Below are 25464 nucleotides of genomic sequence, written 5' to 3'. Positions count from 1 at the left end.
CCCTCACCAGTTCGTTCGTTCAGGGATGGGCGACGTGCAGGGGAATCTCCGGCCCTCGGCGTTGGCGCGCCGGGGGCCGTTGCCGTGTTCGGGCCTGCCGGTGGCTCATGAGGCCAGGCCCCACTCGTCTCGGCCGTCGATCAGCGTGCGCTCGTAGCGCAGCAGTTCGGCCTCGGGGTACAGCACCCGCTTGCCGACCTTGATGCCGCGCGGCCCCTTCTTGATCTGGCGCCAGTAGCGAACGGTGCTCTCGGCTGTGCGGTAGCGCTCGGCGACCTCGGCGGTGGTCAGGTATCGCATGCATTCCCATTCGGCTAGGCATCGATTCGATCTGCATAAGGGTGTACCCCGTGATCGACGGTTAGCCAAATCGGGAAGCTCATGTTTCAATTTGGATAGCGACGGTGGTGATGGAGGTTCGATGGCAGGCGACAGGCCCGAGGGCGGCGAGGTGCCGCTGCTCTACAGCGAGGGGAACGTGGCCGCGCGCGTGGCCCTGGAGCGCGAGGTCCGAGGGTGGAGCACGACCGAGCTGGCGGAGCGGGTGACCAGAGCCGGCGTCAAGATGAACCAGACAGCGGTCTGGCGCATCGAGAACGGCACCCCCCGCCGGCGCATCAACCTCGACGAGGCCCTCGCCTTCGCCCGCGTCTTCGAGCTCCCCCTGGAAGAGCTGATGTCCCCGCCCCTGGAGGGGCTCGACCTCGACAGCCGGCGCCTCGTCCAGGAAGCCGTCGAAGCGTTCTACGAGGCCCGCGACGCGCGCGACCGCCTGCACCACGCCGTGGTCGCCATCGCCGACCACATCAAGGCCCATCCCGACAGCTCGCGGGCCATCCACGAGCAGTGCCTCCGCCTCATGGGCGACGAGCGGGACGCTCGCACCCTCACCAGCGACATCGAGGACGGCGGCCACTACTGACAACCGACACGAAGGAGAGACCACTTGGCCAACATCCAGAAGCGCCCCAACGGCAAATGGCGGGCCCGCTACCGCGACCTCGACGGCAAGGAGCACGCCCGCCACTTCGACCGCAAGATCGACGCCCAGCGCTGGCTCGACGAGGTCACGACCAGCCTGGTCACCGGCCAGTACGTGGATCCGCGCGCCGGCCGCGTCACCTTCGAGAAGTACGCCGAGAAGTGGGAGGGCTCGCTCATCGCCAGTGAGGCGGGCGAGCGCATCACTGATAACGCGCTGAGGCGCCACCTCGTACCGGCGCTGGGAGCCCGCTCCATGGCGGCGATACGCCGCAACGACATCCAGGTGCTCTTCAAGTACCTGTCCGACCAGCTCGGCCCCGGCAGCGTGCGGAACGTCTACGACGTCCTCGTACGCGTCATGACGGCGGCCGTGGACGACAAGGTCATCGCCTCCAGCCCGTGCCGCAGGATCACTCTTCCGGCCATGCCGGACGAGGAGGTCGCCCCACCCACGGTCGAGCAGGTCGAGGCGATGGCGCGCGTCATGCCGCCGTACATCCGCGCGGCCGTTGTCACGCTCGCCGGGTCAGGGCTGCGCATCGGCGAGCTGCTCGGCCTGAAGGTGTCGGACGTCGACTTCAAGGCCGGCGCCATCCGCGTCGAGCGGCAGCGGCTCCAGTCCGGAAAGATCGGCCCGCCGAAGACCGCGAAGTCCCGACGTACGGTCCCGGTCGGAGAGGTCGTCACCGACGCACTCCTCGCGCACCTCGCCGCACGCCCGTCCGAGGACTGGCTGTTCACGATGGAGGAGGGGGAGCCGCTCAACTATCGGCGCTGGAAGACCGAGTGGAACTGCGCCCGCAGGGCGCTCCAGGCGGAGGGGAACGAGGCGGCCAAGCGCGAGGGGCGCAAGGCCGTCGAGCTGCCGCACATGGTGACCCACGACCTGCGGCACTTCTACGCCTCCGCGCTCATCGCCGGCGGAGCGAGCGTCAAGCAGGTCCAGCTGGTCCTCGGTCACGCATCCGCAGTCATCACGCTGCGGATCTACGCCCACCTGTGGCCGGGCGAAGAAGACCGCACCCGGACCGTCATGGACGCCGTTCTCGGCGGCCTGCGGACCGGGTGCGGACAGGGAGACACTGCAACCAAAGTAATCGCAGGTCAGAGAGCATGATCGAAGATCAAGCCTTCTTGGTCTCCCAGAAGATCTTGTCGATCTGGGCGATGTAGTCCAGTGCCTTCTGGCCGGTGGCCGGGTCGGTCGAGGCCTTGGCGGCCGACAGGGCCTTCAGGGTGTCGTTGACCAGCTGGTGCAGCTCCGGGTACTTCTCGAAGTGCGGGGGCTTGAAGTAGTCGCTCCACAGGACGGAGACGTGGTGCTTCGCCAGTTCGGCGCGCTGCTCCTTGATGACCGTGGCGCGGGCCTGGAAGTGGGGGTCGTCGTTGCCGGCCATCTTTTCCTGGACGGCCTTCACCGACTCTGCCTCGATGCGGGCCTGGGCCGGGTCGTACACGCCGCAGGGCAGGTCGCAGTGGGCGCTGACCTTGACCTTGGGGGCAAACAGGCGGGAAAGCATGGAGCATCCTTCCTCGTGATCGTCTTCTCACAAGGGACAGTACTCCGTAGAGGAGTGGATTTCGCGAGTGCCCCCAGGGGCTTAGGACAAAAGTCCGGGGTCAGACTGGGACTGGTGGAGGAAGAACCGGGGAGGTGCCGGGTGATGCCGGAGCTGTCGCAGGATGCCGAGCGGGCGGGGGCGTCGCTGCCCTTCGGGGTGGCCGAGGTGACGGGGCCGTCCATGGTGCCCACTCTGTTCCACGGGGACCGGCTCCTGGTGCACTACGGGGCCCGGATCAGGCCGGGGTGCGTCATCGTGCTGCGGCACCCGTTCCAGCAGGATCTGCTCGTGGTCAAACGGGCCGCCGAGCGGCGCGAGGGCGGCTGGTGGGTGCTGGGGGACAACCGGTACGCCGGCGGTGACAGCACCGACTACGGGGTGGTGCCCGACGAGCTGGTGCTCGGCCGGGTCCGCCTGCGCTACCGGCCGCGCACACCGGCTCAGCGGTCACCGCTGGCCGTGGCGGGCTGGGCGCTGTCGGCTGCCCGGCCGGTGTTCGCCGTCCGCTCGGCCTCCAGGCGTTTGCGGGCGCGGTAGGCGGCCACGTTGGCTCGGGTGGCGCAGCGGTCCGAGCAGTAGCGCCGGGAGCGGTTGGTCGACGTGTCGAGGTAGGCGTTGCGGCAGGGCGGCGCCTCGCACAGGCCGAGGCGGTCCACGCCGTGCTCGGTGAGGTGGAAGGCCAGGCCCATCGCGGCGATGGCGGCGTAGCCGGCGGTCGCGTTGGACGGATGGTCGGCCAGGTGCATGTGCCACAGCGGGCGGCCGTCGTCGTCACGGAAGTCGTGCCCGGAGATCTGCGGACTCACCGGAAACTCCAGCAGCAGCGAGTTCAGCAGGTCGACACCGAGCGTCTCGTCGCCCGCGTTTGCTGCCTCGAAGACCGCGCGCAACCGGGCCCGGACGGAACGGAACCGGGTCACGTCCGCCTCGGTCGCCCGCCGGGCAGCGGACTGGTTGGCACCGAACAGGTCGCGGACTGCCTCCACCGAGGTCAGGGTGTCCGTGCCCCGGGCCGGTTCCTCGGTGTTGACGAGACGCACGGCGTAGTCCGAGTAATAGGCCAGTTCCACTTGTAGTCCTTACGCGGGAAGTCTATGGTCGTATCCGCGATCAAGTAACAGGCGATCGTGATGTAAGGGTATTACGTTTCATGGATGCGGGAGGGGCTTCATGGCGGACATGAACACCAGTACGGCCACGGTCGACTGGCAGGCCTGGCAGGAGAGCTGGGACCGGCAGCAGGAGTGGTACATGCCCGACCGTGAGGAGCGGTTCCGGGTCATGCTCGACATGGTGGAGGCCGTCGTCGGCACCTCCCCGCGCGTCCTGGACCTCGCCTGCGGCACGGGGACCATCACCGCCCGGCTGCTCGCCCGGTTCCCGGACGCCACCAGCGCCGGCGTCGACCTGGACCCGGCGCTGCTCACCATCGCCGAGGGCACCTTCGCGGGCGACGAGCGGGTCTCCTTCGTCGCCGCCGACCTCAAGGACCCCGACTGGCCCGCCCGGCTTCCCCATGACTCCTACGACGCCGTACTGACCGCGACCGCCCTCCACTGGCTGCACAGCGAACCCCTCGCGAACCTCTACGGACAGGTCGCGGAGCTGGTCCGCGACGGCGGTGTCTTCATGAACGCGGACCACATGATCGACGAGACGACCCCCCGGATCAACGCGGCCGAGCGCACCCAGCGTCACACGCGTATGGATCAAGCCAAGCGGAACGGCGTCCTCGACTGGGCCGAATGGTGGAAAGTCGCAGCCGAGGACCCCGTCCTCGCCGAGTCCACCGCCCGCCGCTTCGAGATCTACGGCGAGCACGCCGACGGCGACATGCCGTCCGTGGCGTGGCAGGCGCGGGTACTGCGCGAGAAGGGGTTCGCCGAGGCCCGCCCGGTGTGGTGCTCGCCGTCGGACACCCTGCTGCTCGCGCTGAAGTGAGGCCGGCCGCACGCAGGGGCAGGGGCGGCACGGAGGTCATCCGTACCGCCCCTGCCCCCGCGCGCGGTGTGCCCCGCGCGGTGTCAGAGCACCTTGGACAGGAACGACTTCGTCCGCTCGTGCTGCGGATCGGTCAGCACGTCCCGCGGGCGGCCGGACTCGACCACCACGCCGCCGTCCATGAAGACCAGGCTGTCGCCCACCTCGCGGGCGAAGCCCATCTCATGGGTGACGACGACCATCGTCATGCCCGACTCGGCCAGGTCGCGCATGACGTCGAGGACGTCACCGACCAGCTCCGGGTCGAGGGCCGAGGTGGGCTCGTCGAACAGCATCAGCTTCGGGTCCATGGCGAGCGCCCGCGCGATCGCCACCCGCTGCTGCTGGCCGCCGGAGAGCTGCGCGGGGTAGCTCCTGGCCTTGTCAGCCAGGCCCACGCGCTCCAGCAGCTGCCCCGCGCGCTCCCGGGCCTGCGCCTTGCTCACGCCCCTCACCTGCACCGGCGCCTCCATGACGTTCTCCAGCGCGGTCATGTGCGGGAACAGGTTGAAGCGCTGGAAGACCATGCCGATGTCCCGGCGCTTCAGCGCGACCTCGCTGTCCTTGAGCTCGTACAGCTTGTCGCCCTTCTGGCGGTAGCCGACCAGCTCCCCGTCGACGTACAGACGTCCGGTGTTGATCTTCTCGAGGTGGTTGATACACCTCAGGAAGGTGGACTTGCCGGAGCCGGAAGGGCCGATGAGGCAGAACACCTCGCCGGACTTCACCTCCAGGTCGATGCCCTTGAGGACGTCCAGGTGGCCGAAGGACTTGTGCACGCCCTCCGCCTTGACCATGGGAACGGAGGGGTCCTTCACCGGTGCGTCCGTCGCGCTCGCCTTCACCTGGTCGGTCATGCCGCGCCTCCCTTCGGGCGGCCGAGGGACAGCATGTTCGCCTTCACCTTCTGCCACGGTGTCGCCGGCAGCTGGCGGAGGGAGCCGCGGGCGTAGTAACGCTCAAGGTAGTACTGGCCGACGCTGAAGACCGAGGTCAGCAGCAGGTACCAGGCCGCCGCGAGGAACAGCATCTCGGCCGGGGAACCGGAGGTCTGGCCGATGTCCTGAGCAACGCGGAGCAGTTCCGAGAACTGCACCACGGACACCAGCGAGGTCGTCTTCAGCATGTTGATGACCTCGTTGCCCGTGGGCGGCACGATGACGCGCATCGCCTGCGGGACGACGATGCGGCGCAGCGTCTTGGCGTGGCTCATGCCCAGCGCGTGCGACGCCTCGGTCTGGCCCTCATCGACCGAGAGCAGACCGGCCCGGCAGATCTCCGCCATGTACGCGGCCTCGTTGAGACCGAGGCCCAGCAGTGCCGTCAGGAGCGGGGTCATGAAGTCCGACCACTCGTCCCGGTAGAACGGCCCGAGGTTGATGTACTCGAAGACCAGGCCCAGGTTGAACCAGACGATCAGCTGCACCAGGACCGGGGTGCCGCGGAAGAACCAGATGTAGAACCACGCGATCGCCGAGGTCACCGGGTTCCTCGACAGTCGCATCACTGCCAGCACGATGCCGCCGACGATGCCGATCGCCATGGCCAGCACGGTCAGCAGGAGCGTGTTGCCCACACCGCTGAGGACGCGGTCGTTGAAGAAGTAGTCCGGGATCGCGCCCCAGTTGATCTTGCCCTGGGAGAACGCGTAGACGATGCTGCCCAGCAGGGCGAGAGTGACGACGGCGGTGACGTACCGCCCGTAGTGGCGGACCGGGATGGCCTTGATGGCCTCCGGGCCGGCCGGTGGCGTGTCGGCCGGCCCCGTCGTCTTGTCGATGTCAACAGTCATGGATGTCGCCTTTCAGCGCCGCGAGGCCCGCGGTCACTTGCCGCCGTTGATGACGGCTTCGTCGACGGCGCCTTCCGCGACGCCCCACTTGTCCATGATCTTCTGGTACTCGCCGTTCTCGATCACGGCGTCCAGTGCTGCCTTGAGCGCGTCCCGCAGCTCGGTGTTGGTCTTGGCGACCGCGATGCCGTACGGGGCGGCCTCGACCTGCTCGCCGACCAGCTCGAAGTCCTTGCCGCCGCCGGAGGTCTTCACGGCGTACGCGGCGACCGGGAAGTCGGAGGAACCGGCGTCGGCACCGCCCGCGCGCAGGCGGGTCTGGGCCTGCTGGTCGTTGTCGAAGGACTCGATGCTGAGCTTCCGGCCCGCCGGACACTTCTCGGCCTCGGCCTTGGCGAGGTCCTCCGAGACGGTGCCGCGCTGCAGCACGATCTTCTTGCCGCACAGGTCGGACCAGGTCTTGATGCCCTGGTCGTCACCCTTCTTGGTGTAGATCGACACACCGGCCGTGAAGTAGTCGACGAAGTCGACACCCTCGCCGACCTTCTTGCCGGTCTCGGAGTCAACGCCCTCCTGGCGGTCCTTGGTGTCGGTCATCGCGGACATGGCAACGTCGTACCGCTTGGAGCGCAGACCCGTGATCAGGGTGTCGAAGGTGCCGGTCTCGAACTCGAACGTCACGCCGAGCTGCTTGCCCAGGGCGTCCGCGAGGTCGGGGTCGATGCCGACCGTCTTGCCGGAGGCGTCCTTGAACTCGACCGGGGCGTACGCGATGTCCGAGCCGACCTTGACGACGCCCTTGTCGCGGATCGCCTGGGGCAGCTTGCCGGCCAGCGGGGCGGCGCTGCTGGACGCGGTGTCGCTGTTGCCCGAGCCGTTGCTGTTGTCCTTGGTCTGGTCACCGCAGCCGGTGACGAGCAGGGCGCCTGCGACCGCGATCGCACCTGCCGCTGCCAGTCGGGACTTGGCGGCGGGGGTACGACGGGTGATACGTGCGGTCATGGTGGTTCCTCCGGCGGAAGGGTGGGATGCCGATGGGGTCGGCCACGGCCGATGGAGATCGGCAGTGCCGCGAGTCGACGGAAGTGCAAGTCTTCGAGTGTCGCGACTCTGTGTGATTACCGCATCTTGCCATTCGGACTGCGCCGTTCAGTGGGCTCGCCATGTCAAAATCGGATAACAGGTGACGCTCGAACCGCACTGTTCCGCTCCACCACGGCCGGACAGCCTGCTGGGTTACGCCATCGCGGCCGGAAGATCTTCGGTCCTCGATGGGGTGAGGAGCGTTCGGCCGTCGGGTTTGCTGCGGCTTGAGCGCTTGCCGAGTGTTTGTCCAGGCCTTGTCCTGAAATTGATCGATGGGCCCTGACACCCGCATGTGACCTTTGCGTTATGGACTCGTCGCCGAAGGCGTCGGTCCGGTAAGAAGGTGCTTTACACCCCTCATCCGGGGATCAAGGGCGCGTGTGCGGCGCGCCCGTCGTGTTCGAGCCCGACGCATCAACCCACCGGGCCCGGCGCGGTCCCGCCCGCTCCTCACCCGGAGCGGCAACCCTCAAACCATGAACAATTAAGGGGTAAAACCAAGTGGCAGCGGAGATTGTCAATCCTCGCAGCGACAGCGAAAGCCGGACCGGTCATGCGGAACAGGACGGCGGGGCCGAGCCCCTCGAGTCCTTCGACCCGGCATTCGCGCTGCACCGCGGCGGCAAGATGGCTGTGCAGGCCACCGTGCCGCTCCGCGACAAGGACGACCTGTCCCTGGCGTACACACCCGGCGTCGCGAAGGTGTGCAGCGCGATCGCCGAGCAGCCGGACCTCGTCCACGACTACACCTGGAAGTCCTCGGTCGTCGCCGTCGTCACCGACGGTACGGCCGTGCTGGGACTTGGTGACATCGGGCCCGAGGCCTCCCTCCCGGTGATGGAGGGCAAGGCGATCCTCTTCAAGCAGTTCGGTGGCGTGGATGCGATTCCGCTCGCTCTGAACTGCACCGACGTGGACGAGATCGTCGAGACCGTGGTCCGGCTCGCCCCGTCCTTCGGCGGCGTGAACCTGGAGGACATCTCGGCGCCCCGGTGCTTCGAGATCGAGCAGCGGCTCCAGGAGCGGCTGGACATCCCGGTCTTCCATGACGACCAGCACGGCACCGCGATCGTGTCGCTGGCGGCGCTGCGGAACGCGGCGCGGCTGAGCGGGCGGACCCTGGGCGAGCTGCGGGCCGTGATCTCGGGCGCGGGCGCGGCCGGTGTCGCCATCGCGAAGATGCTGGTCGAGGCCGGCATCGGCGATGTCGCGGTGGCCGACCGCAAGGGTGTCGTCTCGCGGGACCGCGAGGACCTCACATCGATCAAGCGGGAGCTGGCCGGGTTCACCAACAAGGCCGGGCTCTCCGGATCGCTGGAGGACGCGCTGGCCGGGGCCGACGTCTTCATCGGCGTCTCCGGCGGTACGGTGCCGGAGCCGGCGGTGGCGTCGATGGCCGAGGGCGCCTTCGTCTTCGCCATGGCCAACCCCGAACCCGAGGTGCACCCGGAGATCGCGCACAAGTACGCGGCGGTCGTGGCCACCGGGCGGTCGGACTTCCCGAACCAGATCAACAACGTGCTCGCGTTCCCGGGCATCTTCGCCGGAGCCCTGCAGGTGCGGGCCTCGCGGATCACCGAGGGGATGAAGCTGGCGGCGGCCGAGGCGCTGGCGGCGGTGGTGGGGGACGACCTCGCCCCCGACTACGTCATCCCGTCGCCGTTCGACGAGCGGGTCGCACCGGCGGTGACCGCGGCAGTCGCCGCGGCGGCCCGCGCGGAGGGCGTCGCCCGCCGCTGAGGCGCGCGAAGGTGTGTCGGCCCCGTCCTTGGGTGGACGGGGCCGATTCTCTTGTGGGGGCCCCTCTCCGGGGGAGGGCCTGCGGGCGGCGGCTGGAGGGCCGGGGCGGGTCGTGCCGGGGCGCGGTGGCAAGAAGGCGTGTCTCACAGCGACGCGTTGTTCCGTCAGGAGGGCGGGCGACCTATCGTCAAGGTCATGTTCGCTGTCTACGCCGCCCGAATCGACCGTGACCAGCCGCTTTCCGGTCTGGAGCTGGGGGAGCTTCCGGCTCCCGAGGCCCGTCCCGGCTGGAGCACCGTGACCGTGAAGGCCGCCTCCCTCAATCACCATGACCTGTGGTCCCTGCGGGGCGTCGGCCTCCCGGAGGACCGGCTGCCGATGATCCTCGGCTGCGACGCCGCCGGGATCGACGAGGACGGCAACGAGGTCGTCCTGCACTCCGTGATCGGACAGACCGGCCACGGGGTGGGTCCCGGGGAGCCCCGGTCGATCCTGACGGAGCGCTACCCCGGCACGTTCGCCGAGCAGGTCGCCGTGCCGACCTGGAACGTCCTGCCCAAGCCGAAGGAGCTGTCCTTCGAGGAGGCGGCCTGCCTGCCCACGGCCTGGCTGACCGCGTACCGGATGCTGTTCACCAACGCCGGGGTGCGGCCCGGCGACTCCGTACTGGTGCAGGGCGCCGGCGGGGGCGTCGCCACCGCCGCGATCGTGCTGGGCAGGGCCGCGGGGCTGCGGGTCTTCGCCACCAGCCGGGACGAGGCGAAGCGGAAGCGGGCCCTGGAACTGGGAGCGGTGGAGGCGCTGGAGCCCGGGGCGCGGCTGCCGCAGCGGGTCGACGCGGTCATCGAGACGGTGGGGGCCGCAACCTGGTCCCACTCGGTGAAGTCGCTGAGGCCCGGCGGCACGCTGGTGATCTCCGGTGCCACCAGCGGTGACCGGCCCTCGCACGCCGAGCTGACCCGGATCTTCTTCCTGGAGCTCAAGGTCGTCGGGTCGACGATGGGCAGCAAGGACGAACTGGAGGACCTGCTCGCCTTCTGCGCCGCCGCCGGTGTGCGGCCCGTCATCGACGAGGTGCTGCCCATGGACCGGGCCCGGGAAGGGTTCGAGCGGATGGAGGCGGGCGGGCAGTTCGGAAAGATCGTGCTCACTGGTTCTTGACTTCCGCTCCCCGCTCTAAAGTGCGGGGATTCCTGCCACGGTCGGCTGACCGTCTCGGTGGGTTCCTGATCAGGGCTTCGGGGTGTGCAGGAGGGCTCCGATCCGGGCTGCGGCCGTGGACAGGTGGTGGCGGGCTTCGCGGAGCTGGTCCGGGGTGATGCCGTGGTCGCGGGTCGCGTCGCGGATGTCGTCCCGGAAGCGGTCCAGCAGGCGGTCCAGGTCGCGTGCGGGGTCACCGGTGGAGTCCGTGGTGTCCTCGTGCGCCCAGGCCGGGGTGTAGTCGGCGGGGAAGTCCTCCGGGGTCTGGGAGTACGACGGTCCGGGCCCCGGGGTGGCGCTCTCCGCGCCGGTACGGCCGAAGCCGAAGTCCTTGCCGAACTCACCCACCTCCTTGACCAGCTCACCCAGGCCCTCGCGCAGGCCTGTCGGCCAGTCGCCCCGTGAGAAGTAATCCTGCACCTGTTCCTGGACCCGCCGGGCGATGCGCTGTACCTCCTCCTGGGCCTGGGCGGCGGCCCGGTCCTGGGCCTCCTTGGCCTGACTGCGGGCACGCTGCGCCTCGTCGCGGGCGCGGCGGCTCTCGTCCTTCGCGCGCCGGGCCTGTTCCTTCCACTCCTGCTTGGCGCGGCGCATCTCCTCCTTCGCGGCACGCCAGGCCTCCTTTTCACCGGGGCCCGTGAAATCGCCTGGCCCCGCATCGGCTTCGCCCGGCGCCCCCGCGTCATGGCCGCCCTTGCGGGCCTGGCCGGCGGCGGCGCGCATCTCGCGGCGCAGGTCGCCCGCCGCACCGCGGACGTCGGCCTGGATCTCGGCGGCCAGCTCGGCGACCGACTCCCGGATCTCCAGCTCCAGGTCGATCAGCTCGTCGCTGCGGTCGGCCAGTTCGGCACGGCCGGCGTCCGTGATCGAGTACACCTTGCGGCCGCCCTCGGTGGTGTGGGTGACCAGGCCCTCCGCCTCCAGCTTGGCCAGGCGCGGGTAGACCGTGCCCGCCGACGGCGCGTACAGCCCCTGGAAGCGCTCCTCGAGCAGACGGATCACCTCGTAGCCGTGGCGCGGGGCCTCGTCCAGCAGCTTCAGCAGGTACAGGCGGAGGCGTCCGTGGGCGAAGACGGGGGGCATGTCAGAGCACCTTCTTGTCGGTGGGGCCGTCGGTGGGGCCGCCTGGTGTGGTGTCGGTGGAGCCGGGGTCCGGAGCGGGGACGGAATTGTCCCCCGAGCCGTCCCGTGGCCCGCTCCCAGGGCCGCCCGGGCCCGCAGGTCCGTCCATGGGTGTGTCCGCAGGTGTGTCCGGTCCGCCTTCGGTGGCGGGCGGCGCGTCCCACGGCTCGCTCCCCTCCTCGTGGGGCGGGCGGCGCAGCAGGGCGATGGAGCCGGAGACGGTGGTGGCCCGCAGCTTGCCGGTGCCCGCGCCCAGCCGGCCGGTGATCTTGTGGGCGCCCCACTGGCCGTGCACCCGCAGGCCGTCGAAGGCGTTGGAGACGGCGCCGCTCGCCGTGTTGGCCTCGACCTCGGCATCCGCAGGATCGGGCAGCCGGATCGCGATCTCGCCGGAGACGCTGGTCAGCCGGATATCGGTGGGACCGTCGGGAGCGAGGTCCACGATCATGGAGCCGCTGACCGAGTCCGCGCGCACGGTGGAGCCGGAGCCGTCGACCACGGTGAGGTCGCCGGAGACGGAGTTGAACCGGAGGTCGCCGGTGACGGACTGGGCCTCGATGTTCCCGGACACCGTGTCCGCGCGGACCGGGCCGGAGAGGGCGACCAGGGTCGCGTCGCCCGTGACGCCCTTCACCACGGACGGCCCCTTGACCCCGGAGACGACGGCACCGGCGCCGACCACACCCACCTCGACCCGCGTTTGCGCCGGAACGGCCAGGGAGACCACCGCGCTGCGGCGCCAGCCCTTGCGGTCCAGCCACTTGAGGAAGCCCTTCCAGGGCAGGTCCTCGTAGGCCACCGTGAGGACGCCGTCCCGCTGGGTCACCACCAGGGGCGGTCCCTCGATCTCGGAGACCTCCAGCCGGGCGGAACCTTCGTCCGTACCCACCACATTGACCGTTCCGTTGACGATGCGGACGTGGAGCTCGGTCACTGGGCCGTCGAAAGTGAGCTTCTCGGGCCCCGAGACGGACCTTTCGGACATGGTGGAACCTCCTGGGCCGGGCTGCCGGACTGTCTGACTACCGGAGGGCGAAGCGGCGGGACGAGGAGTGCGGGACATGGCCGCACGCATGCCCCGACGCGCCATATCGCGTCTCACGTAATTCACGATATATCGCGGTCGGAGAAAGTCAAGGCGCTCGTTCTGGTGATCGGTCGCCATGCGAGGCGGGTGAATTGTCCTACGGTGTGACCATGTCGACGGAACCATCCCAAGTAGCCGGCCGGGCCCGCCCCGTATCGGGAGTCCTGCTGCTGTGCCGCGCGGAGCCCGGATCCGTCGTCCCCGCCGCCCAGCTGCTGCACGAACGCATGCAGCTCGCCCGAGCCGGCGATGAGTGGAGCGTGCTCGTCCCCGAGGGCGGGCCCTGGCGGTCCGGCACGGACCCGGTGGACCGGGTGGTCAACGGCTGGGCCATCGCGCTCGCCGTCGGCGTCTCCTGGCCGGTGCTGGCTCTGTGGTGGGACGGAGAGCGGGCCGGGTTCACGCTCGCCGCCGGCTTCCGCCGCCCCGTCGGCTATGTGTGGCTGGCCGACGGCACACCGGCCGGCACGGAGGAGGCCATGCGCACCTTCGCGGGCCGGCTCGGCCTCGACCCGGTTCTGGACAAGCAGGCCCTGGAAGAGCTGACCAAGCCCGATTCCGCCGCCGACGCCTCCGCGCGGCTGAGCGGAGTACTCGCCGTCCTCACTCGCGCGGGCGTATCCCTGCCCCCGGGACTCGTCCCCGGTGAGAACGCCGACGGACTGCTCGAAGCGGCCCGGCTCCAGCCGGACACCCGCCGGATCGAGGCGGACGGGAGCGGAGAGAAGAGCGGGAGGGGTGAGAAGAGCGCGACGGGCAGGGAGGAGCGCAGGGAGGAGCGCAGGGAGGAGCGCAGGGACCAGGTCCAGGAACAGGCCCAGGAGCAGAAGCAGCGGAGGGAGTGCGAAGCGAGGGAGACGGACCGGCCGGAGGGCACCACCGACGCCGGGTCCCCCGTGCTGTGGCCCTCCCGCGCGGGCGACCCGTCGTCCGTGCCCGACGTGCCCGCCCTGGCCCTCGCCCAGATGGCCGCGGGCCTGCCGCTGGCCGTCTGGGGTCTACGACACCACAGCGGCGGCTGGATCGTCGCGGGGACGCTCCTGCTGGCCCACGGCGCCCTCACGCTGGCGAGCCACGTCCTCACCCACCCGCGCGACTGAACCCGCGCGACGGGGCACACCCGCTCAGCGGGACCCGCTCAGCAGGACCCGCGCGAGGGGACACACTCGTGCGGCGGGGCACGCTCAACGGGATCCGCGCGAGGGGGCACACTCGTGCGGCGGGGCACGCTCAACGGGATCCGCGCGAGGGGGCACACTCGTGCGGCGGGGCACGCTCAACGGGATCCGCGCGAGGGGGCACGCCCGCCCACGCGGCAGGTCGGCCCGGTCGGCCGGTCCTACTCCTCGTCCTCGTCCTCGTCGTCGTCCAGCCGGGCCAGCCACGTCGCCAGGCGCTCCACCGGCACCTCGAAGTCGGGGTTGAGGTCGACGAACGTCCGCAGCTGCTCGGCGAGCCACTCGAAGGTGACCTCCTCCTCGCCGCGCCGCTTCTCCAGTTCCTCGATGCCACGGTCCGTGAAGTACATGAGGACAAGAATATGTGCGCGCCGAACCGCGCCGAACCGCGCCGAACCCCGAAAACGTGACCGGGCCGCACCCCCGGAGTGGGGATGCGGCCCGGTCACGTACGACCCATGACGGCGTCGCTCAGAAGCCCGTCAGGCAAAAGCCCGTCAGGCTTCGAACACCTCACGCACCAGCTGCTCCTGCTCGGCCTGGTGCCGCTTCGCGGAACCGACGGCCGGCGACGAGCCGTGCGGGCGCGAGATGCGGCGCAGACGCTCGCCGTGCGGGACGTCGGCGCCGACCGCCAGGTCGAGGTGGTCGATCAGGTTGAGCGCGATGAACGGCCAGGCACCCTGGTTCGCCGGCTCCTCCTGGGCCCACAGGTACTTCTCGGCGTTCGGGTACTTCTTGATCTCCGCCTGGAGCTCGGTACCCGGCAGCGGGTACAGGCGCTCGATGCGGAGGATCGCCGTGTCCGTCACGCCGCGCTTCTTCCGCTCGGCATCGAGGTCGTAGTAGACCTTGCCGGTGCAGAAGACGACCTTCTTGACCGCGGCCGGGTCGACCGAGTCGTCGCCGATGACCGGGCGGAACTGGCCCGTGGTGAACTCCTCCGCCTTCGAGGCCGCGGCCTTCAGGCGCAGCATCGACTTCGGGGTGAAGACGACCAGCGGCTTGTGGTGCGGGTTGTGCACCTGCCACCGCAGGAGGTGGAAGTAGTTCGACGGCGAGGTCGGCATCGCGACCGTCATGTTGTTCTGCGCGCAGAGCTGCAGGAACCGCTCCGGGCGGGCCGAGGAGTGGTCCGGACCCTGGCCCTCGTAGCCGTGCGGCAGGAGCAGGGTCACACCGGAGGTCTGGTTCCACTTCTGCTCGGCCGAGGAGATGAACTCGTCCACGACCGTCTGCGCGCCGTTGACGAAGTCGCCGAACTGCGCCTCCCACATCACGAGCGCGTCGGGACGGGCCAGCGAGTAGCCGTACTCGAAGCCCATCGCCGCGTACTCGGAGAGCAGGGAGTTGTAGACGTTGTACCGCGACTGGTCCTCGGACAGGTACAACAGCGGCGTGAACTCGTCGCCCGTCTCACGGTCGATGACGACCGCGTGGCGCTGGCCGAAGGTGCCGCGCTGCGAGTCCTGGCCGGACAGCCGGACCGGGACACCCTCCAGGAGCAGCGAGCCGACCGCGAGGGTCTCGCCCATGCCCCAGTCGATCGTGCCGTCCTCGACCATCGCCGCCCGGCGCTGCAGCTGCGGCAGCAGACGCGGGTGGATGGTGACGTGGTCGGGGATGTTGACCTGCGACTCGGCGATCCGCTTGACGACCTCCGAGGTGACCGCCGTCTCGACGGCCACCGGGAACTGGGCCTGTGGCTCCGAGGGCTCCACGGCCGTCGGCTGGGACGCCGCCTCGCGGACCTCGGTGAAGACCTTCTCCAGCTGGCCCTGGTAGTCCTGCAGCGCCTGCTCGGCCTCTTCCAGGGTGATGTCGCCGCGACCGATGAGGGACTCGGTGTACAGCTTGCGCACCGAGCGCTTCTTGTCGATCAGGTCGTACATCAGCGGCTGCGTGAACGCCGGGTTGTCCGACTCGTTGTGACCGCGGCGGCGGTAGCAGATGAGGTCGATCACCACGTCCTTGTTGAACGCCTGGCGGAACTCGAAGGCCAGCCGCGCGACGCGGACCACGGCCTCCGGGTCGTCGCCGTTCACGTGGAAGATCGGGGCCTCGATCATGCGGGCCACGTCCGTCGCGTACATCGACGAGCGCGAGGACTCGGGGGCGGCGGTGAAGCCGACCTGGTTGTTGATGACGACGTGGACGGTGCCGCCGGTGCGGTAGCCGCGCAGCTGCGACATGTTCAGGGTCTCGGCCACCACGCCCTGGCCCGCGAAGGCCGCGTCGCCGTGGATCGCCACCGGCAGGACGGTGAAGTCCGTGCCGCCCTTGTTGATGATGTCCTGCTTGGCGCGCGAGACGCCCTCCAGGACCGGGTCCACCGCCTCCAGGTGGGAGGGGTTGGCGACCAGGGAGACCTTGATCTGCTCGCCGTCGAGACCGGTGAAGGTGCCCTCGGCGCCCAGGTGGTACTTCACGTCGCCGGAGCCGTGCATCGACTTCGGGTCGAGGTTGCCCTCGAACTCGCGGAAGATCTGCGCGTACGACTTGCCCACGACGTTGGCCAGCACGTTCAGCCGGCCGCGGTGGGCCATGCCGATGACGACCTCGTCGAGACGGGACTCGGCGGCCGAGTCCAGCACGGCGTCGAGCAGCGGGATGACGGACTCGCCGCCCTCCAGGGAGAAGCGCTTCTGGCCGACGTACTTGGTCTGTAGGAAGGTCTCGAAGGCCTCCGCCGCGTTCAGCCGGCGCAGGATGCGCAGCTGCTCCTCGCGCTCCAGCTTGGAGTGCGTGCGCTCCACCCGGTCCTGGATCCACTTGCGCTGCTTCGGGTCCTGGATGTGCATGAACTCGATGCCGGTGGTGCGGCAGTACGAGTCACGGAGCACGCCGAGGATGTCGCGCAGCTTCATCAGGGTCTTGCCCGAGAAACCGCCGACCGCGAACTCGCGCTCCAGGTCCCACAGGGTGAGCCCGTGCTCGGTGATGTCCAGGTCGGGGTGCTTGCGCTGGCGGTACTCCAGCGGGTCGGTGTCGGCCATGACGTGGCCGCGGACCCGGTAGGAGTGGATCAGCTCGAAGACACGGGCGGCCTTGGTGACGTCGTCGTCGTGGGACGCGTCGATGTCCTTGAGCCAGCGGACCGGCTCGTAGGGGATGCGCAGCGCCTCGAAGATGTCGTCGTAGAAGCCGCCCTGGCCGAGCAGCAGGTTCGCCACGGCGCGCAGGAACTCGCCGGAGGCGGCACCCTGGATCACCCGGTGGTCGTAGGTCGACGTGAGCGTCATGACCTTCGAGATGCCGAGCTTGTTCAGGGTGTCCTGGCTGGTGCCCTGGAACTCCGCCGGGTAGTCCATGGAGCCGACGCCCAGGATCACCGACTGGTTCGGCATCAGGCGCGGCACGGAGTGGACGGTGCCGAGGCCGCCGGGGTTGGTCAGCGAGACCGTGACGCCCGTGAAGTCGTTCATCGTCAGCTTGTTGTCGCGGGCGCGACGGACGATGTCCTCATAGGCCTGCCAGAACTCGAAGAAGTTCAGCGTCTCGGCCTTCTCGATGCCCGCGACGACCAGTTGGCGGTCGCCGTTCGGCTTGACCAGGTCGATGGCGAGACCGAACTTGATGTGCTCCGGCTTCACCAGGGTGGGCTTGCCGTCCACCTTCGCGTAGTGCCAGTTCATCGACGGCATCGCCTTGATGGCCTGGACCATCGCGTAGCCGATGAGGTGCGTGAAGGAGATCTTCCCGCCGCGGGCACGCTTGAGGTGGTTGTTGATGACGATGCGGTTGTCGAACAGCAGCTTCACCGGGAGCGCGCGCACGGACGTGGCCGTGGGCACCTCCAGGGAGGCGTCCATGTTCTTCGCGACGGCCGCGGACGGACCGCGCAGCGTCACCTGCTCGGGGCCCTGCTTGGCCCCGTCGGCGGGCTGCGCCTTGGGTGCCTGGGACTTCGCGGCGGCCGGCTTGGCGGCGGCCGGAGCGGCCTTCGCCGGAGCGGGCGCCGGGGCCTTCGCGGCCGGCTGGGCAGCCGGCGGTGCGGCGGCAGCCGGCGGTGCGGCGGGCTGCGGGACAGCGGGCGCGGGCGTGGCGGCGGGCTGGGCCGGAGTGGCCGGCGCGGCCGTCGTCGTGCCAGCGGTCCCCGTCACCGCGTTGCTCACCGGAGCCGAGGCCTGAGGGGCGCCCGGCTTGTAGTCGGCGAAGAAGTCCCACCAGGCCCGGTCGACCGAGTTCGGGTCCTGGAGGTACTGCTGGTAGATCTCGTCGACGAGCCATTCGTTGGCACCGAAGGCCGCGGCAGGGTTCTTGCCCGCGTGATCGGTGTCGGTCGAGATGCTCGAGTTATTGGGGGACTGTGGCGACACGGCGTCAACCGCCCTCTTCCGCTTCACAAGATGATGGACAGCGGAAATTAAGGCTACGCCTCCCTGACTGAGAAGGTCAGGCCGGGCCCGTTCAACGTCGCGTAAGTCACATCTCGGAGGGTGTTTCGGCGCAGGAAATGGCGGGAAACAACCGTGGTTCTGCGCTGTCGGGACGCATCGGGAACGGGTCGGCCGCGACCCGGCGCACTCGCTCCACGGGCCTGGGACCGAATCTGTGCCTGATCACACGTGCCCATCAGCGCGAACGCACATGGATCTTGCGGCTCCGCTTGGCACCCTACGTCAACCTGACGAGGGAGAGACGCCCGGAAGAGTGATAAGAATTCGGCAACCCCGCTCGGATTCGGCCACCCCGATCCGTCCGCCGTGGAGATCGACGGCCCAGCGGGCGATCGCCAGGCCGAGACCGGTGCCCCCGTCGCTGCCCGGACCGTGCGGCTGGTTGACGCTGCCGCGGTTGAACCGCTCGAAGACGCGGTGCCATTCGGTCCGCGGAATGCCGGGCCCCTCGTCCAGGATCTCCAGCCGGAGCGAGTCCGGCTGCGGGCCGGGCCGGGCCTTGACCGTCACCCGGCCGTGCGGCGGGCTGTGCTTGACCGCGTTGTCGATGAGGTTGGCGACGACCTGGTGGATGCGCTCCGGGTCGACGTGCGCGGTGAGTTCCGGTGGCAAGACGTCGAGGCTCAGGTGGACGTCCGTGCGCGTGTGGCCGCCGGAGCCGGTGGTCATGCCCGCACGCGCGGAGGCGACCATGTTGGCCTCCTTGAGCACACCGGAGAGATACGGCCACACCTCGAACCGCTGCCGCCGCAGCGGGACGACCCCGTTGTCCAGGCGGGACAGGTCGAGGAGCGTCTCCACGAGACGCCCCAGCCGCTCGGTCTGCTTCAGCGCCGTGCGCATGGTCTCGGGGTCGGCCTCGGTGACGCCGTCGACGATGTTCTCCAGCACCGCACGCAGACCCGCGATGGGGGTGCGCAGCTCGTGCGAGACGTTGGCCACCAGCTCCTTGCGCTGATGGTCCTGGGCCTCCAGCTCGTCGGCCATGACATTGATGGTCTGGGCCAGGTCGCCCAGCTCGTCCCGGCGGTTCTCGCGCACCCGGCGGGTGTAGTCGCCGTGCGAGATGGACCGGGCCACCGCGTTCATGTCGTCCAGTGGCGCGGTGAGGGAGTGCGCCACGAACTGCGTGATGAGCAGGGTGGCGATCGTCGAGAAGATCGTGATGAAGCGCAGTTCCGTCTTGGTGTGCACCGCGATCATCGACAGCCCGGTGGTGATCAGCACCGAGACGACGACCAGCGCACCCAGCTTGGTCTTGATGGAGAACGGGCGGACGCCGCCCCAGGGACCGGGATCCCCGGGGTCTCTCCGTGCGGCCGGCCCGTCGCTCATGGCGTCGGCGTCTCCAGGGCGTAGCCCACGCCGTGCACGGTACGGATGCGCTCGGCGCCGATCTTCCGGCGCAGCGCCTTGATGTGGCTGTCGACGGTCCGGGTGCCGGAGGCGTCTGCCCAGTCCCAGACCTCGGCCAGCAGCTGTTCCCGGGAGAGCACCGCGCGGGGCGTGTTCGCCAGGCACACCAGGAGGTCGAATTCGGTGGGCGTCAGATGGACGTCCTCGCCGCGTACCCGCACCCTGCGCTGCGCGTGGTCGATCTCCAGTTCACCCAGGCGCAGGATGCCGCTGCGCGGGGTGGAGGCCGCCAGGGCCGCCCGCTCCATGCGGCGCAGCAGCACATGCACGCGTGCCGCGAGTTCCCGCATGGAGAACGGCTTGGTCATGTAGTCGTCGGCGCCGACGCCCAGCCCGACCAACATGTCGGTCTCGTCGTCGCGCGCGGTCAGCATCATCACCGGCACCGGCCGCTGGGCCTGCACGCGCCGGCAGACCTCCAGACCGTCGAAGCCCGGCAGCATGATGTCGAGGATCAGCAGGTCGGGTTGCCATGCCTCCGCCGTGTCGACGGCGGACGGACCGTCGCCCGCCGTCTGCACCAGGAATCCCTCGGCACGAAGGCGGGTCGCGATGGCGTCCACGATCGTCGCGTCGTCCTCGACCACCAGGACCCGGCGCTGTGCGCCCGGGGTGGTCGCCGCCGTGCCGTTGTGGGAGGTGTGTGTCTGCTCCATCGCCCGCCCCTGAAGTGTGCTTTCCGGAATCCGTGGGGAGATTCCGCTGCTGCGCATGACTGCGATTGACGCTTGGATGATCCGCGTTCGTGCAGCAGCGTACGGGGAGTCACCGCGGCTTTGCTATCCAGGGCGGACGCCGAGATGCACGACGTCCGGAACGCCCCGGGCAACGGGGATCTCTTCGGTACGCACCTGTTGGAACCCGGCATTCCGCAAGGTTTCCTCGAAATCCGCGGACGGCTGGGCGGACCACACCGCGAGTACTCCGCCGGGGGTCAACACCCTTGCGCAGTCCCGGAGTCCGGTGGGGGAGTAGAGCCCGTCGTTGCCCTCGGTGACGGTCCAGTCGGGGCCGTTGTCGATGTCGAGACACAGTGCGTCGAACGTGTCGGACGTCTCATGGACGTACGCCACCAGATCGGCCTCGACGATCTTCGCGCGGGGGTCGGCGAGAGCGCGCGCGGAGAGTTCGGTCAGGGGACCCGCGCGGTGCCAGTCGATGACGGCGGGTTCGCGCTCCACCACCGTGATGCGGCCCCAGCGGGGTGCGGCGGCGGCGTGCCCGAGGGAGAAGCCGACGCCGAGTCCGCCGATGAGGACGTGCGGGTCCTGCCGCGGACCGTGCCCCGCGCGGGTGTCGGCGGCATCGAGGGCGGCCAGGGCGGCGTCGACCAGCCGGCGCTCCGAGCGGCCGTCGGAGGTGTCCATCAGGAAGCAGCCGTTCGCGATGATCTGCAGCAGGCTGCCGTGCCGGCGGAGCACCACTTCCCCGTACGGGCCCTCGCGGCGGTCCAGGACTTCGGGAATGTCGTAGGGGGTGGACATGCGTTCATCCTGACAGCACTCCCCGTACGGCGGGGCGCCTCCCGCTGTTCCGGGTCGCCCCGAGCAGTCCCGAGCAGTCCCGAGGAGCGCCTTCTCGCCCCCGGCCGTCGGATGATCGCTGAGAGCGAACGCAGTCGCACGCAGCCCGGGAACATTCAAGGGTTCAGGGGCATTGAGTCGATACAGCTCAACTTGATTGCCGAAGGGGAGATCATGGCTGCTGAGTCCGCATCGCTCGCCCTGCCCGTGCTGCCGCTCGACGACGAGGTCGTGCTGCCCGGGATGGTGGTCCCGCTGGACCTGAGTGATTCCGAGGTGCGCGCCGCGGTGGAGGCCGCCCAGGCCGCCGCCGCGTCGGAGTCCGGGAAGCCCAGGGTCCTGCTGGTGCCACGCATCGACGGGACCTACGCCGGCACCGGCGTCCTGGGCACGGTCGAGCAGGTCGGCAGGCTGGCCGACGGCGACCCGGGCGCCCTGATCCGGGGCCGGGACCGGGTGCGGATCGGCGCCGGGACCACCGGGCCGGGTGCCGCGCTGTGGGTGGAGGGCATCCGGATCGACGAGACCGTGCCGGAGCGTTCCCCGAGTTCTCCACTCCGCTCGGACAAGGGAGACCCCTATCCCGGCCAGGTGGCCGAGCTGGTCACCGAGTACAAGGCGCTCGCCACCGCCTGGCTGCGCAAGCGCGGCGCCTGGCAGGTCGTCGACCGCGTCCAGGCCATCGACGACGTCTCCGCCCTCGCCGACAACTCCGGTTACTCACCGTTCCTGTCCACCGCACAGAAGCTGGCCCTGCTGGAAACCGCCGACCCGGTGGCCCGGCTGAAGCTCGCCACCCAGCAGCTGCGCGACCACCTTGCCGAGCAGGACGTCGCCGAGTCCATCGCCAAGGACGTCCAGGACGGCGTCGACAAACAGCAGCGCGAGTTCCTGCTGCGCCGCCAGCTGGAAGCCGTACGCAAGGAACTGCGCGAGCTGAACGACGAACAGGACGGCGAGGAATCCGACGACTACCGGAGCCGCGTCGAGGCCGCCGACCTGCCGGAGAAGGTGCGCGAGGCCGCGCTCAAGGAGGTCGACAAGCTGGAGCGCTCCTCCGACCAGTCGCCCGAGGGATCGTGGATCCGCACCTGGCTCGACACGGTCCTGGAGATGCCGTGGAACGAGCGCACCGAGGACGCGTACGACATCCAGGGCGCCCAGGCCGTGCTCGACGCCGAGCACGCCGGCCTCCAGGACGTGAAGGAGCGCATCACCGAGTACCTGGCGGTGCGCAAGCGGCGCGCCGAGCGCGGGCTCGGGGTCGTCGGCGGTCGCCGCGGCGGTGCCGTGCTCGCCCTCGTCGGCCCGCCCGGCGTCGGCAAGACGAGTCTCGGCGAGTCCGTCGCCCACGCGATGGGCCGCACGTTCGTCCGGGTCGCCCTCGGCGGCGTCCGCGACGAGGCCGAGATCCGCGGCCACCGGCGTACCTACGTCGGCGCGCTGCCCGGCCGGATCGTGCGGGCCGTCAAGGAGGCCGGGTCGATGAACCCGGTGGTGCTGCTCGACGAGATCGACAAGGTGGGGTCGGACTTCCGGGGCGACCCGTCCGCCGCCCTCCTCGAAGTGCTGGACCCGGCGCAGAACCACACCTTCCGCGACCACTACCTGGAGGTCGAACTGGACCTCTCGGACGTCGTCTTCCTCGCCACCGCCAACGTCCTGGAGGCCATCCCGGAGGCGCTGGCGGACCGGATGGAGATCGTCCGCCTGGACGGCTACACCGAGGACGAGAAGGTCGTCATCGCGCGCGACCACCTGCTCCCGCGCCAGCTGGAGCGCGCCGGGCTCGCCACCGACGAGGTCACCCTCGACGAGGGCGCGCTGCGCAAGCTGGCCGGCGAGTACACGCGCGAGGCGGGCGTCCGCACCCTGGAGCGGTCCATCGCACGGCTGCTGCGCAAGGTCGCGGCCCAGCACGAACTGGGCGAGCGGAAGCTGCCGTTCACCGTCAGGGACAGTGATCTGCGCGGTCTGATCGGACGGCCGCACCACGTGCCCGAGTCCGCCCAGGAACCGGCCGAGCGCCGTACCGCCGTCCCCGGTGTCGCCACCGGGCTCGCGGTGACCGGCGCCGGCGGTGACGTCCTCTATGTGGAGGCGTCCCTGGCCGACCCGGAGACGGGCGCGGCCGGACTGACCCTGACCGGTCAGCTGGGCGATGTGATGAAGGAGTCGGCGCAGATCGCGCTGAGCTTCCTGCGGTCCCACGGCGCCGAACTGGAGCTTCCGGTCGGCGACCTGAAGGAGCGGGGCGCGCACATCCACTTCCCGGCGGGCGCGGTGCCCAAGGACGGCCCGAGCGCCGGCGTCACGATGACCACCGCCCTGGCCTCGCTGCTCTCCGGGCGCCTGGTCCGTACGGACGTGGCGATGACCGGTGAGGTCTCGCTGACCGGCCGGGTGCTGCCGATCGGCGGGGTGAAGCAGAAGCTGCTCGCGGCGCACCGGGCGGGGATCACCACCGTGATCATCCCCAAGCGCAACGAGCCCGACCTGGACGACGTCCCCGCCGAGGTGCTGGACGGGCTCGACGTCCACGCCGTGACCGACGTCCGCCAGGTCCTGGAGCTGGCGCTCTCGCCGGCGACGAACGGCGCGGCGCCGGAGGTTCCGGTGGCGGTGTGACGGCGTCACCGGACGGTCGGCGGCCCGGACCTCCCTCACGGGATCCGGGCCGTCGCCGTGCGGCAGCCCGGACGACGGCGCGGGGCACGGACATCGGCCGGTGCCCCCGCCCGGTCGGCCGTGCCGGTGACGAGGCGGTGGCCGGCCGCGATGTCCTGCCGCAACCCACGTCTGCGAAATACTTGCGGAACCCCAGTGGCGCCGCCACCTGGCGCAGACATGGACGACCGGTGAAACCGAGGCAGGGACTGACGTGCACGAAGGCGGAAACGGCGGCGACGAGGACACCTCGGCGCAGGCGCCCGACGGTGGTGTGGACCAGCCAGGATTCCTCGCTCTGGAACGGGAGTTGACGGTGCTGCTGCGCCGCGCCAGGGCCAGCCAGGGCGAGATGTCCCGCGCGGTCCACTCGGACCTGGAGCCGTCCGCCTACGGGCTGCTCGTCCGTCTGGACGAGTGCGGCAAGCAGCGGGCCACCGAACTCGCCGCCTTCATCGGCGTCGGCAAGGCGACCATGTCGCGCCAGCTGCACGCGCTGGAGGAACTCGGTCTCGTCACCCGCGAACCGGACCCCGCCGACGGCCGCGCCTGGCTGGTCGCCCTCACCCCGGAGGGCCGGAGCCGGATGAGCAGGGTCCGCGAGGCCCGCCGGGAGCGCTACGCACGCGGCCTCGCCGACTGGGACCCGGGCGAGGTCACGGAACTCGCCCGGCTGCTGCACCAGCTGAACCGGGGAATGGAGAAGTAGCGGAAGCCGGGGAATGGAGAGGAGCGGGAGAGGAGAAGGGGGAAGCTCCCGCGAAGCCGGGGCTCAGAGCTCCACGTACACGACCGTCGCGTCGTCGTGCGTCTTGCTCCGGCCGAGGATCACCCGATCCGTGTCCGCTCGCTCCAGGGCCCGGACGCGGTCCACCAGCGTCTGCGGCCCCTCCTTGCGGACGAGGGCGAGACAGTCCGCCCAGTCGCCCTCGCGGAACCTCTCCACCCAGCGGGTGGCACCGTCCGTCAGCGCGGCCAGGGCGCGCACCTCGGCGCGCGGCAGCGTCCCGGTGACCGCGCGCACCGCGACCGACGGATCGGCCGCCGCGGTGAAGAAGCCGCCCTCCTTGTTCCGCAGGGTGGAGTCCACCAGCGCGTCCGTGGCCAGCGCCGAGCGGGGCAGCCGGGCCAGCCGGTCGTCCAGCAGCGCGGTGACCGTGCCGCCCGGGGACTCGACGAGCAGGGCCGAGTCGGAAAGGACCAGGTACTCGACCGACTCCGGTGACCAGCGCGCCAGCGCCACCGTCGCCTGGGGCGTACGGGGGTGAGAAAGGTCACAGGTTTTCGCGTGTGCCTCGGCAGTACGGGAAACGGCCCGGGACAGCAGGTCCGCCAGGGGGACATCCTGGAGGGAAACGGTCAGTTCGGCCAGTGCCCCGCCGAGGCGCGCGGTGAACCAGGGGACCGAATGCCGGCACCCCGTGCCGCCCCGTGGCGGCGTGACCCCGTCCAGCACGACCAGTGAACCGCCCTGACCGGAGGCCGGAAGCCCGACACTCGCGAAGTCCTCATTGGGGCGGGCCGCGTCACCGGGCTCCGAGGCAAGTTCCGTACGCATCCGGCCAGTCTGCACGACCCCTCCACAAGGGCTCCCGAAGGCCCCCACTGTTCGCCCCGTACCGGCAGTCGTGCAGGTCAGGCGCCGCGTTTGGGTGGGATTGCAGTGCTCCGGAAGCGCGTGGCGGCGAATCCTGCCACCGGCCGCCGCAGACGTCCAACCGGCTTGC

General features: G+C 70.1%; 23 protein-coding genes. 9 read left to right on the top strand and 14 right to left on the bottom strand.

The genetic code is table 11. The features are described from left to right. Positions 1-105: 105 nt before the first annotated feature. The gene (locus tag ACFPZI_RS27980) at positions 106-300 is read right to left on the bottom strand and encodes a helix-turn-helix transcriptional regulator (protein WP_030207232.1); all 195 of its coding nucleotides are present in this window, start codon (positions 298-300) and stop codon (positions 106-108) included. A 121-nt stretch (positions 301-421) separates the two neighbouring features. Between ACFPZI_RS27980 and ACFPZI_RS27975 the strand changes: the two genes are divergently transcribed. Both ACFPZI_RS27975 and ACFPZI_RS27970 read left to right on the top strand, forming a co-directional pair. Next, positions 422-922: a helix-turn-helix transcriptional regulator gene (locus ACFPZI_RS27975; RefSeq protein WP_381368529.1), complete on the top strand. Its 501-nt coding sequence runs from the start codon at positions 422-424 to the stop codon at positions 920-922. Positions 923-946: 24 nt separating this feature from the next. Continuing rightward, positions 947-2101 carry a tyrosine-type recombinase/integrase gene (locus ACFPZI_RS27970; RefSeq protein WP_381368526.1) on the top strand — a complete coding sequence of 385 codons (1155 nt, stop codon included), beginning with the start codon at positions 947-949 and terminating at the stop codon, positions 2099-2101. Between the two features lie 7 nt (positions 2102-2108). Here the strand turns inward: ACFPZI_RS27970 and sodN are convergent, their stop codons facing one another. After that, on the bottom strand, positions 2109-2504 hold the full coding sequence (gene sodN, locus ACFPZI_RS27965) for a superoxide dismutase, Ni (RefSeq protein WP_004983535.1): 396 nt from the start codon (positions 2502-2504) through the stop codon (positions 2109-2111). 144 nt (positions 2505-2648) lie between these two features. Between sodN and sodX the strand changes: the two genes are divergently transcribed. Then, positions 2649-3083, top strand: a complete 435-nt coding sequence (gene sodX, locus ACFPZI_RS27960) for a nickel-type superoxide dismutase maturation protease (protein ID WP_381368523.1) — start codon at positions 2649-2651, stop codon at positions 3081-3083. Here sodX and ACFPZI_RS27955 read toward each other — a convergent pair. Beyond that, complete coding sequence (locus tag ACFPZI_RS27955; RefSeq protein WP_381368521.1) at positions 2987-3616, bottom strand: CGNR zinc finger domain-containing protein; 630 nt, start codon at positions 3614-3616, stop codon at positions 2987-2989. The two genes, sodX and ACFPZI_RS27955, sit on opposite strands and share 97 nt — an antisense overlap. Before the next feature lie 100 nt (positions 3617-3716). Here ACFPZI_RS27955 and ACFPZI_RS27950 point away from each other — a divergent pair, with 100 nt between their 5' ends. After that, positions 3717-4487 (top strand): class I SAM-dependent methyltransferase, encoded by a 771-nt coding sequence (locus tag ACFPZI_RS27950; protein ID WP_381368519.1) that lies wholly within the window; start codon positions 3717-3719, stop codon positions 4485-4487. Positions 4488-4570: 83 nt separating this feature from the next. Here ACFPZI_RS27950 and ACFPZI_RS27945 read toward each other — a convergent pair whose 3' ends face one another. The 3 genes from ACFPZI_RS27945 to ACFPZI_RS27935 are packed head-to-tail and all read right to left on the bottom strand — an operon-like array spanning position 4571 to position 7320. Further along, positions 4571-5323, bottom strand: a complete 753-nt coding sequence (locus ACFPZI_RS27945) for an amino acid ABC transporter ATP-binding protein (protein ID WP_381368570.1) — start codon at positions 5321-5323, stop codon at positions 4571-4573. A gap of 56 nt (positions 5324-5379) precedes the next feature. After that, the gene (locus ACFPZI_RS27940; RefSeq protein WP_381368516.1) at positions 5380-6318 is read right to left on the bottom strand and encodes an amino acid ABC transporter permease; all 939 of its coding nucleotides are present in this window, start codon (positions 6316-6318) and stop codon (positions 5380-5382) included. Positions 6319-6351: 33 nt separating this feature from the next. Next, entirely contained in the window at positions 6352-7320 is a 969-nt protein-coding gene (locus ACFPZI_RS27935; RefSeq protein ID WP_381368513.1) for an ABC transporter substrate-binding protein, read from the bottom strand. Positions 7321-7905: 585 nt separating this feature from the next. On the opposite strand from ACFPZI_RS27935, the gene ACFPZI_RS27930 reads away from it, so the two are divergent. Continuing rightward, the gene (locus tag ACFPZI_RS27930) at positions 7906-9144 is read left to right on the top strand and encodes an NAD(P)-dependent malic enzyme (protein ID WP_381368510.1); all 1239 of its coding nucleotides are present in this window, start codon (positions 7906-7908) and stop codon (positions 9142-9144) included. A gap of 195 nt (positions 9145-9339) precedes the next feature. After that, entirely contained in the window at positions 9340-10305 is a 966-nt protein-coding gene (locus tag ACFPZI_RS27925) for a zinc-binding dehydrogenase (protein ID WP_381368507.1), read from the top strand. A 69-nt stretch (positions 10306-10374) separates the two neighbouring features. Here the strand turns inward: ACFPZI_RS27925 and ACFPZI_RS27920 are convergent, their stop codons facing one another. Continuing rightward, complete coding sequence (locus tag ACFPZI_RS27920) at positions 10375-11427, bottom strand: PadR family transcriptional regulator (RefSeq protein WP_381368504.1); 1053 nt, start codon at positions 11425-11427, stop codon at positions 10375-10377. Between the two features lies 1 nt (position 11428). Next, positions 11429-12451: a DUF4097 family beta strand repeat-containing protein gene (locus tag ACFPZI_RS27915; RefSeq protein ID WP_381368501.1), complete on the bottom strand. Its 1023-nt coding sequence runs from the start codon at positions 12449-12451 to the stop codon at positions 11429-11431. A gap of 212 nt (positions 12452-12663) precedes the next feature. Between ACFPZI_RS27915 and ACFPZI_RS27910 the strand changes: the two genes are divergently transcribed. After that, on the top strand, positions 12664-13653 hold the full coding sequence (locus tag ACFPZI_RS27910; RefSeq protein WP_381368499.1) for a hypothetical protein: 990 nt from the start codon (positions 12664-12666) through the stop codon (positions 13651-13653). A 239-nt stretch (positions 13654-13892) separates the two neighbouring features. On the opposite strand, the gene ACFPZI_RS27905 is transcribed toward ACFPZI_RS27910, so the two are convergent. The 5 genes from ACFPZI_RS27905 to ACFPZI_RS27885 all read right to left on the bottom strand — a co-directional run bounded on the left by ACFPZI_RS27905 (position 13893) and on the right by ACFPZI_RS27885 (position 21031). Beyond that, the gene (locus ACFPZI_RS27905) at positions 13893-14081 is read right to left on the bottom strand and encodes a DUF6104 family protein (protein WP_381368496.1); all 189 of its coding nucleotides are present in this window, start codon (positions 14079-14081) and stop codon (positions 13893-13895) included. Positions 14082-14228: 147 nt separating this feature from the next. Continuing rightward, on the bottom strand, positions 14229-18050 hold the full coding sequence (locus ACFPZI_RS27900) for a multifunctional oxoglutarate decarboxylase/oxoglutarate dehydrogenase thiamine pyrophosphate-binding subunit/dihydrolipoyllysine-residue succinyltransferase subunit (RefSeq protein WP_381368493.1): 3822 nt from the start codon (positions 18048-18050) through the stop codon (positions 14229-14231). Positions 18051-18353: 303 nt separating this feature from the next. Next, positions 18354-19466: a sensor histidine kinase gene (locus tag ACFPZI_RS27895; protein ID WP_381368491.1), complete on the bottom strand. Its 1113-nt coding sequence runs from the start codon at positions 19464-19466 to the stop codon at positions 18354-18356. Further along, positions 19463-20203: a response regulator transcription factor gene (locus ACFPZI_RS27890; RefSeq protein ID WP_381368488.1), complete on the bottom strand. Its 741-nt coding sequence runs from the start codon at positions 20201-20203 to the stop codon at positions 19463-19465. Before ACFPZI_RS27890 ends, ACFPZI_RS27895 begins: the two co-directional genes overlap by 4 nt. Before the next feature lie 123 nt (positions 20204-20326). Continuing rightward, complete coding sequence (locus ACFPZI_RS27885) at positions 20327-21031, bottom strand: spermine/spermidine synthase domain-containing protein (RefSeq protein WP_381368486.1); 705 nt, start codon at positions 21029-21031, stop codon at positions 20327-20329. A gap of 213 nt (positions 21032-21244) precedes the next feature. On the opposite strand from ACFPZI_RS27885, the gene lon reads away from it, so the two are divergent. Together lon and ACFPZI_RS27875 are read left to right on the top strand one after the other, a co-directional pair. Next, on the top strand, positions 21245-23698 hold the full coding sequence (lon, locus tag ACFPZI_RS27880) for an endopeptidase La (protein WP_381368484.1): 2454 nt from the start codon (positions 21245-21247) through the stop codon (positions 23696-23698). Between the two features lie 253 nt (positions 23699-23951). Beyond that, positions 23952-24446 (top strand): MarR family winged helix-turn-helix transcriptional regulator, encoded by a 495-nt coding sequence (locus ACFPZI_RS27875; RefSeq protein WP_381368481.1) that lies wholly within the window; start codon positions 23952-23954, stop codon positions 24444-24446. Positions 24447-24509: 63 nt separating this feature from the next. Here ACFPZI_RS27875 and ACFPZI_RS27870 read toward each other — a convergent pair whose 3' ends face one another. Then, positions 24510-25295 carry a protein phosphatase 2C domain-containing protein gene (locus tag ACFPZI_RS27870; protein WP_381368478.1) on the bottom strand — a complete coding sequence of 262 codons (786 nt, stop codon included), beginning with the start codon at positions 25293-25295 and terminating at the stop codon, positions 24510-24512. Positions 25296-25464: the final 169 nt, after the last annotated feature.

Origin of the sequence: Streptomyces chlorus, assembly GCF_042655885.1 — a bacterium.
GTDB lineage: Bacteria > Actinomycetota > Actinomycetes > Streptomycetales > Streptomycetaceae > Streptomyces > Streptomyces chlorus.
Note: the sequence above shows the minus strand (reverse complement) of the source record. Positions and strands in the feature narration are given on the sequence as shown.